Origin of the sequence: Alcanivorax sp. (assembly GCF_051117345.1) — a bacterium.
Taxonomy (GTDB): domain Bacteria; phylum Pseudomonadota; class Gammaproteobacteria; order Pseudomonadales; family Alcanivoracaceae; genus Alcanivorax.
This window is the reverse complement of sequence record NZ_JBNPEC010000255.1, coordinates 1-7458: the sequence shown is the minus strand read 5'-3', so window position 1 is coordinate 7458 and position 7458 is coordinate 1. Positions and strand designations below refer to the sequence as shown.

At 57.6% G+C, this 7458-nt stretch carries 4 protein-coding genes; all 4 read left to right on the top strand.

All coding sequences use genetic code 11. The annotated features are described in order from the left end of the window. Positions 1-112: 112 nt before the first annotated feature. The gene (locus ACFE0K_RS16050) at positions 113-1417 is read left to right on the top strand and encodes a hypothetical protein (RefSeq protein ID WP_434537027.1); all 1305 of its coding nucleotides are present in this window, start codon (positions 113-115) and stop codon (positions 1415-1417) included. Between the two features lie 381 nt (positions 1418-1798). Beyond that, complete coding sequence (locus tag ACFE0K_RS16045) at positions 1799-6004, top strand: GEVED domain-containing protein (protein ID WP_434537026.1); 4206 nt, start codon at positions 1799-1801, stop codon at positions 6002-6004. Positions 6005-6100: 96 nt separating this feature from the next. Then, positions 6101-6292 carry a DUF2065 domain-containing protein gene (locus ACFE0K_RS16040; RefSeq protein ID WP_434537025.1) on the top strand — a complete coding sequence of 64 codons (192 nt, stop codon included), beginning with the start codon at positions 6101-6103 and terminating at the stop codon, positions 6290-6292. Further along, positions 6293-7458, top strand: a 1166-nt coding sequence (locus ACFE0K_RS16035; protein ID WP_434537024.1) for an ATP phosphoribosyltransferase regulatory subunit, incomplete at its 3' end; no start/stop codon positions are given.

The following is a 7458-nucleotide window of genomic DNA, read 5'->3' as shown; positions in this document are numbered from 1 at the left end:
GTGCGTCGAGGGTCCGGCGCGTTTTGGCACTGATCTGTTTATGGGAAGTTGGGGTGTGGCGGTGGTGGTCAAAGCCGTACTGCCCCGCGATGCGGTTTGAGGCTCATGTCGGGTGACACAATGGGCAAAGTCCGATATTGATTCAAATATAGGCTATGCCTTAACGTATGAATTGATCGTAATTCAAAGCAGTAGCGGTAATATCACCAATAATGAGCCCGTTTCAGGAAGTGCGCCTGGTGAAGGCATCGGTCCGGAAGCGACGCCAGTTACCGAGGAAACGTTGGCGCCGGGCGGTTCCGCCATATTCCGCCTTTACGTCAACAACACCGGCGGCCGCCAGGACAGCTATAGTCTGGCCGTTAGTGATGAAAATTTTACGCCCGGAAAACTCCCTGCAGGCTGGCAGGTAAGTTTTTTCAAGGATGGTGGTGCATCCGACTGTAGCAGCCTGGGCTCCACGCTAACCCAAACGACCGTTGTCCCTGCCGGCGATGCTGCGCTGGTCTGTGCGCTGGTCGAAGTGCCGGAAACGGCAGAGGGGGGGCAAAGCCAGGACCTGTATTTTCGGGCGCGCTCAGGGGCGACGGGGGCGCAGGATATCAAGCTCGACCGTATTACGGTTGTGGCAGGGCCCGCCATCAGCCTCAACCCGGACCAGCAAGGGATGGCCGCTCCGGGAGGCAGCGTGGTTTACACCCACCTGGTTCGCAACAACGGGGATGTCGCCCTGACGGCAATCACCCTGGTTGGCACCCCCGATATGGCCACCGATCAATGGTCCATCGTGTTGTATGAAGACACGGATGGAGATGGGGCCTGGAGTGGGGCTGACACTCTTGTTCAGTCTGGTGATACGTTGTTGACAGCCAATAGTAATGGCGAGCTTCTGCCGGATGAAAGCGTGACGGTCTTTGCCCGTATTTTTGCGCCAGCCACAGCGGCGTTGGGCACGGTCAATGTGAAAACCCTGAGTGCTGAGGCTCAGGGTGGGGGGCAGTCCGTTAGTGATACCGCGTCGGATACCACGACTGTCAGCAATACCGATGTCAGCATTCAAAAACGTCAGGCGCTGGATGAAAACTGTGACGGCCAGCCGGATGGTCCGGGGGCTTGTATGGGGCAAGGCTGTTTCATACTGACAACCTTTGCTATCGCTCCCGACCAATGTGTTCTGTATCAGCTAGAAGCAACCAATACGGGCGCAGAAACGTTATTTAATGTCACTGTCAGTGATACCACTCAGTCCTACACGGTGTTCCATGTCGCTGCTACCGGGTGTGCCAGCCCGGTCGGGAGTTGTGACGGTGACGTTCAGTCTCCCCCTGACGGGGGGACAGGGGATGTATATGTCAATGTCGGTGAACTGGCGCCGGGTGAGCAAGCGACATTGATATTTGGACTACGGGTGGAGTAAAAAATGCGAAAGAATAAGCTCATACCTGTGTTCATAGTGGCCTCGGTCTTGCTGTTATGGGCCTCGGTTGCCATTGCTAGCCAGACAGGTACCTGGTCGGGTTCAGGGTTGAACTACAGTTCTAGCACGGGTGGCAGTGTTACAACCGTCTCCGCAAATTATTCTGGTGATTGGACTAGTTTCCAGAATGGCAATCTAGCGGCTCCCCAGGCCGGTACGTATACGCCAAACGTGGCAGGTAATCCTGGTCATGAAGTTATTTTTAATCCGGGGGATACGGTAACCCAGGGGCAAATTACTTTCACATTCTCAAACCCAGTAACGGATCCAGTTTTGCATCTTGACCGTTTAGGTGGGACAGCAGGTGGTCTTAGTAATACTGTGAGTCTTGCATTGAATGTTGGCGCCTCAAATGGTGCTCAGTCGCTTGCTCGGCTTTCCGGGGTTTCTCATTTTGTCGTTGATCAGACAGATACTCGAGTTCGTGGTTCTTTTAATGCGACAGTGTCCAACTGGAATACCGAGTGTAGGACCTCTGCTTCAGCGGGTAGTGCCTGTGGCAGTGTCAGGGTGAATGGAACTTTCTCCCAGGTTGTTTTTGATGTTCAGATGCTTGGGGGGGGAGGTGCTGGGGACCTTTTTGAATTTATCTGGACCTTCAACCAGGATTTGGGTGATGCCCCTTCTTCCGTTCCAAGAGCCTTGCATGCAATTCCTGCCAATATCACTCGGTACCTGGGCCTTGTACCCCCGGATGATGACTCAGGTGGAAACGAGTTTTCTATCGATGCGGACCGTGATGACACCCAGGGTGTTGATGATGAAGATGGAGCGGTTTTCCCTTCTTTTCAGCCCGGGGAAACGACTCCTGTAACTATTCGAGTGGCTGAGCCTGTCGTCGGCAGTAGTGCGCTTCAGTTCTGGGTGGACTGGAATGATGATGGAGTGTTTGGGGCGGGTGAAAAGGTTGCTAGCAACGCTGTTAACAATGGGTCAGGAGATCTGGATAGTGATCCGGCGACTATCACATTAAATGTGCCGGTCCCCAGCAATGCACCACCGGGCTTTACCATTGCTAGATTGCGATGGTCATCGCAATCAGGACTTGGGGTGGCCACAAACGCACCAGATGGTGAAGTCGAAGACTACAGGGTCTCCATCGCGTTTCCTTCCGGGGGAGGGGACAGTTGTTTGCCATTGCCGGTGATTCCGGTTGCGGGCACGAACGCAGTTATTTTGCCAACCAATGAGGTCCGGCTTACAGAGGCAGTTAACTCCCAGCTTGGGGCCGCGTGGGGGGCTAATCGTCTGGATTTAACTCAGCCATTTGACTATCAGGCGAAGGTCTTTTTGGGTAGCAAAGACGGCAATGGCGCTGACGGCATGACCTTTACCATTCAAGATGAAGGCACGTCTGCAGTAGGCCCTGTGGGTCGGGGAATGGGTGCGGGTGATGCGGAAGGCGGGCTGTCTGGAATTTCTCCTTCACTGATTGTCGAGCTGGATACATACCGAAATGGCGACGCCGGATGGTCAGACCCAGTTCAAGATCATCTCGCAGTTTATCTCAATGGTAACGGCCGGCATAACGGTGCCAGTACGGATCTGGCAGGCCCGGTGTTGTTCAGCAATATTGAAGATGGCGTACTGCATGATTTCCGTATCACCTGGGAGCCAGTCAGCCAGACTCTAGAAGTCTATTTCGATGGTGCCAAGCATGTTTCCATTAATCATGACCTGATCACATCTCTAGGGACCAGTTCGCCACTATGGGGGTATACGGCTTCCACTGGCGGTTTTAACAACGAACACCGAATTTGTAATCAGACGGACCCGGCGAGCGCGAATATTCTTGATTATTCAGATGCGCCGGCCAGTTATGGCGATGCGACGCACAATGTAGTGGTCGGTACCAGGCTGGGACCAGATATTGATACCGATCCTGGCTCACTGGCCAGCGCCCAGGCTGATGGCGACGGGGCTGACGACGATGGTGTTGTGATTCCGGCCCTTCAGCAAGCGCAGCGCGCTGATATTGATGTGTCTGTGTTCGGGGACGGGGGTTACCTGAGCGCCTGGATTGATTACAACGGCAATGGCACGTTTGAGGATAACGAGCAGATCGCGGCGGACCTGCAGGATAATGGTGCGGGTGATCTTGATCCCGCCACGGGGCAAATAACGGTGCCTGTCAGTGTTCCTCCATCTGCTACCACCGATCCCTCCTTTGCCCGGTTCCGCTGGTCTACCCAGACTGGACTATCCGCCACAGGTGCTGCCATTGATGGTGAAGTGGAGGATTACACATTAATCATCGCGCCGGGTACCGTCGGGGTGCCGAATAGTTGTTTGTTGCCCATCGTCGGCGCGGCGAATGGTAATTCGTTCAACTGGCCAGGTACCCAGAGTGTGGTGTCTGTGACCACCAACCTGAACTGGTCTGCAACGGCTGACAGCGACACTCTCAGGTTGGTTCAGGGACAAGAGCGTCCGCTGGGTGGCAGCGACCACCGCTGGGACAAGGTCCAGGATATGAGCCTGACCCTGAATTTCTCCAACCCGGTTCCTGCCTCTGAAATGTTGATGCGCTTCAATGATGTCGGGGCCAGCCAGAATACGGTGTTCGATCCGGTTTTCAATTTTAATGTTACCGGCACGGCGACGCCGGCCAACTTTGTACTTACGCCGGCGGGTGGCGGGGCTTTTTCAGACCCACACCTGATTTATTCCCCAGCGACAGCCCAGATCCGCAAGGTCGTGCCGTTGGGTAATGTCCGAGAGAGCGGGGTTCTTGTTGGGCAAGGCAGTGAAACCGTGAGTCAGATGACGTTAACCGCATCGAACTTCGGTTCTGTCTCGGATTTTATTGCCTACAATCTGGGCTACATCGGTGAATGTGATTTCGGGGATGCCCCTGATGCTGGTCCGGGCACCGGCGCTGATGATTATGAAACCTTGGCCGCTTCCGATGGCCCCGGCCACGTTCTGCGACCCTTCCCGCAGTTTTATCTGGGCGCAGGGGTGACCGGTGAATCGGACGGCCAGCCCTCTCTTGCTGCGGATCTGGACCAGGATGAAGGGGTGCTGATTCCGAATCTTCCTTTGGGGCAAACAGTGAATATTACCGCCAATGTTCAGGGTAGTGGCGGGTATCTGCAGGGCTGGATTGACTGGAATCTGGACGGTGATTTCGATGACGTCGGTGAAGCTGTCGCTCAGGATCTGCAGGATGCTGGCGGCGTAGGGAGTATCAATATCCCCGTGACTGTGCCTGCCAATGTTCCGGGGACGAGTACCATTGCCCGTTTTCGTTGGTCGCCGGTTTCCGGGATTGGTCCCGGCAACTTTGTCATTCACGGCGAAGTAGAAGACTACCGGGTCGCGATTCTTTCGCAGACGCGCCTTTCCGGGAGCGTCATCAATGACAATGGTGTTGGCGGCGGTAATGCCCATGATGGAGTGCGCAACGGTGCTGAAAAGGGATTAGCGGACGTCCCTGTCCGCTTGTTGCATGATGCGGACAACAGTGGCACCTGTGAGGATGGAGAGCCTGAGATCGCCCTAACCACTACAGATGGAAATGGCGACTGGTTCCTGGATCTTCCGGCCTCTGAGTCAGGAAAGGATGCCTGTCTGGTCGTCCAGACTCTCAATGGTTTCCGCTCGGTTTCGGAAAATAGCGGGGGCAATCCGGTAGTAGCGGGCGATGTGGATGATGATCTCATGGTCCTGACGGTTCCGGCTGCCGGTAGTGTCTGGCAAGGCTTGTTGTTCGGTGATGTCGGTCTGCCAATCCTGAGGCCCGATCAGCAAGGCGATGTTGCTCCCGGAAACAGCATTATTTACCCGCACCGCTTTACCTCGGCGACGGCCGGGACCGTTGATTTCTCCCTGGTGTCTCCGCAAAGCAGCCCGGCGACTCCCGCCTGGGGGCAGCAGGTCTTCATTGATGCAGGTTGTGATGGCGAACTGAATGCCGGTGATGGAGGGTTGGCGGTGACAGGGATCAATGTGTCTCCTGACGAAACGCTCTGTTTGCTGGTGAAAGTGTTCGCCCCAGAGGATGCCCCTCTGGGGGCGCAGCACAGCGTGACAGTGAGAGCCTCACAGATGTTGTCCGGTACCCTCTTTGAAGAGCAAACAGAGGTGGAGGATCTGACCCGGGTCCAGTTGGGGCAGCTTGCGCTCGTCAAGGCGGTGCGTAACATCGGCCCGGATGGGATTGCCGATACCGGCGATGATGTGGATGTGGCCTTCGGGGACAGCAATGAAGCGTCGCCCTGTGATGTCCTGCGTTACCGCCTGACCTTCCGCAACAGTGGCGTCAGGCCGTTGGACGAGGTGCGTGTCCATGATGCGACCCCCGCCTTCACCCAGCTCGCCGCACCGCTGGGCTGCCCGTCGGGTTTGCCTGATGCGCTGACCGGATGTACGCCGCAAACCAGTGATGGCCCCAACGCTGTGGGCTATGAGGGTGGGGTGGAATGGGTCTTTTCCGGCAGACTGGCCCCCGGCGGAGAGGGGCAGGTTTCCTACGATGTCCGCCTTTCCGGGCCCCGCCCCGGGGTCAATGCCCAGTGCCAGTAGCGGCCCGCTGAACTATCTGCCGCCGGGAGACCGTGGTAGAATGCTGCAACCGGGGGCCGAGGCTCCCGGTTTTTTTGTGGCTGTCTGGCAGGAACAATGGATTTCAGCTTATTGATCAAGGCTCTGTGCCTGGTACTGGTCATAGAGGGCATTCCGCTGTTTCTGGCGCCTAATCGTGCGCGCGAGGCAGCGCTGCAGGTTGCCCGGATGCCCGGGCGAACACTGAGAATTCTGGGGTTGGTGCTGATGATACTGGGTGCCGGCCTGTTACTACTGATGCGGTCGTAAATGATGAACCAGGAAGAACAGTGGCTACTACCCGACGGGGTAGAAGAGGTTCTCCCGGGGCGAGCCCGGGCCATTGAGCAATTACGCCGGCAGACGCTGGATCTCTACCAGCGCTGGGGCTATGAGCTGGTATTCCCGCCACTGATCGAATTCCTCGAATCCCTGCTCAACGGCGCCGGTCGTGATCTGGAACGGGAAACCTTCAAGATTACCGATCAACTGACTGGCCGGCTGATGGGCGTGCGCGCGGATATCACCCCCCAGGTGGCGCGGATGGATGCCCACAGCCTGCGCCGTTCGGCCCCCTCCCGCCTTTGCTACTGCTCCAGCGCGTTGCGCACTCGCCCGGCGGTGGCCGGCGCTACCCGTCTGCCTTACCAGCTTGGTGTCGAGCTGTTTGGTCATGCCGGCAGCGACAGCGACCTGGAAGTGATGAGCCTGCTGCTGGATACCCTGGCTCTGGCCGGTGTGGCCGACCAGGTGGTGCTGGATCTGGGCCATGTGGGCCTGTTCCGCGGGTTGCTGGACGCCTGTGAGTTGAGCGACGCGGAACAGAACCAACTGGAAGACATTTACGTGCGCAAGGCGCGAGTGGAGCTGGATGCCTTCCTGGCAGAACGGGATCTGCCGGCGCCTGCGGCCCGCGCCCTGGCGGCTCTGCCCTGGCTGGCAGGGGGCGTTGAAGTGATTGATCAGGCTCGCGCCCTGCTCGGTGACTTCCCCGGTGCGGTGGCGGCGCTGGATGAACTGGCGGTGCTGGCCGGAGTGCTGGATGCCCGGGGTGTAAAACTGCACCTGGATCTGGGCGAACTGCGTGGCTATCACTACCACACCGGCTGTGTGTTCGCCGCCTACCTGCCCGGTGAGAGCGAGCCGGTGGCCAAGGGCGGCCGTTATGACCACATCGGTGAAGTGTTCGGGCGTGCTCGGCCGGCGACCGGGTTCAGTGCCGACCTGAAAATGCTGGCGGCGCGCACTGACGCTGCTGCGCTGAGTGGCATTCTGGCGGAGGGCTCCTTGCAGGATGTCGCTTTTGTCGCCCGGGTGAACGAGCTGCGAGGCACCGGTGAGCGGGTGGTACTGGCCCTGACCGGAGCAGACAATGACCCGCAGGAGCTGGGCTGTCAGCGCAAGCTGATCCCGGAAGGTAACGGCTGGGTCATCAA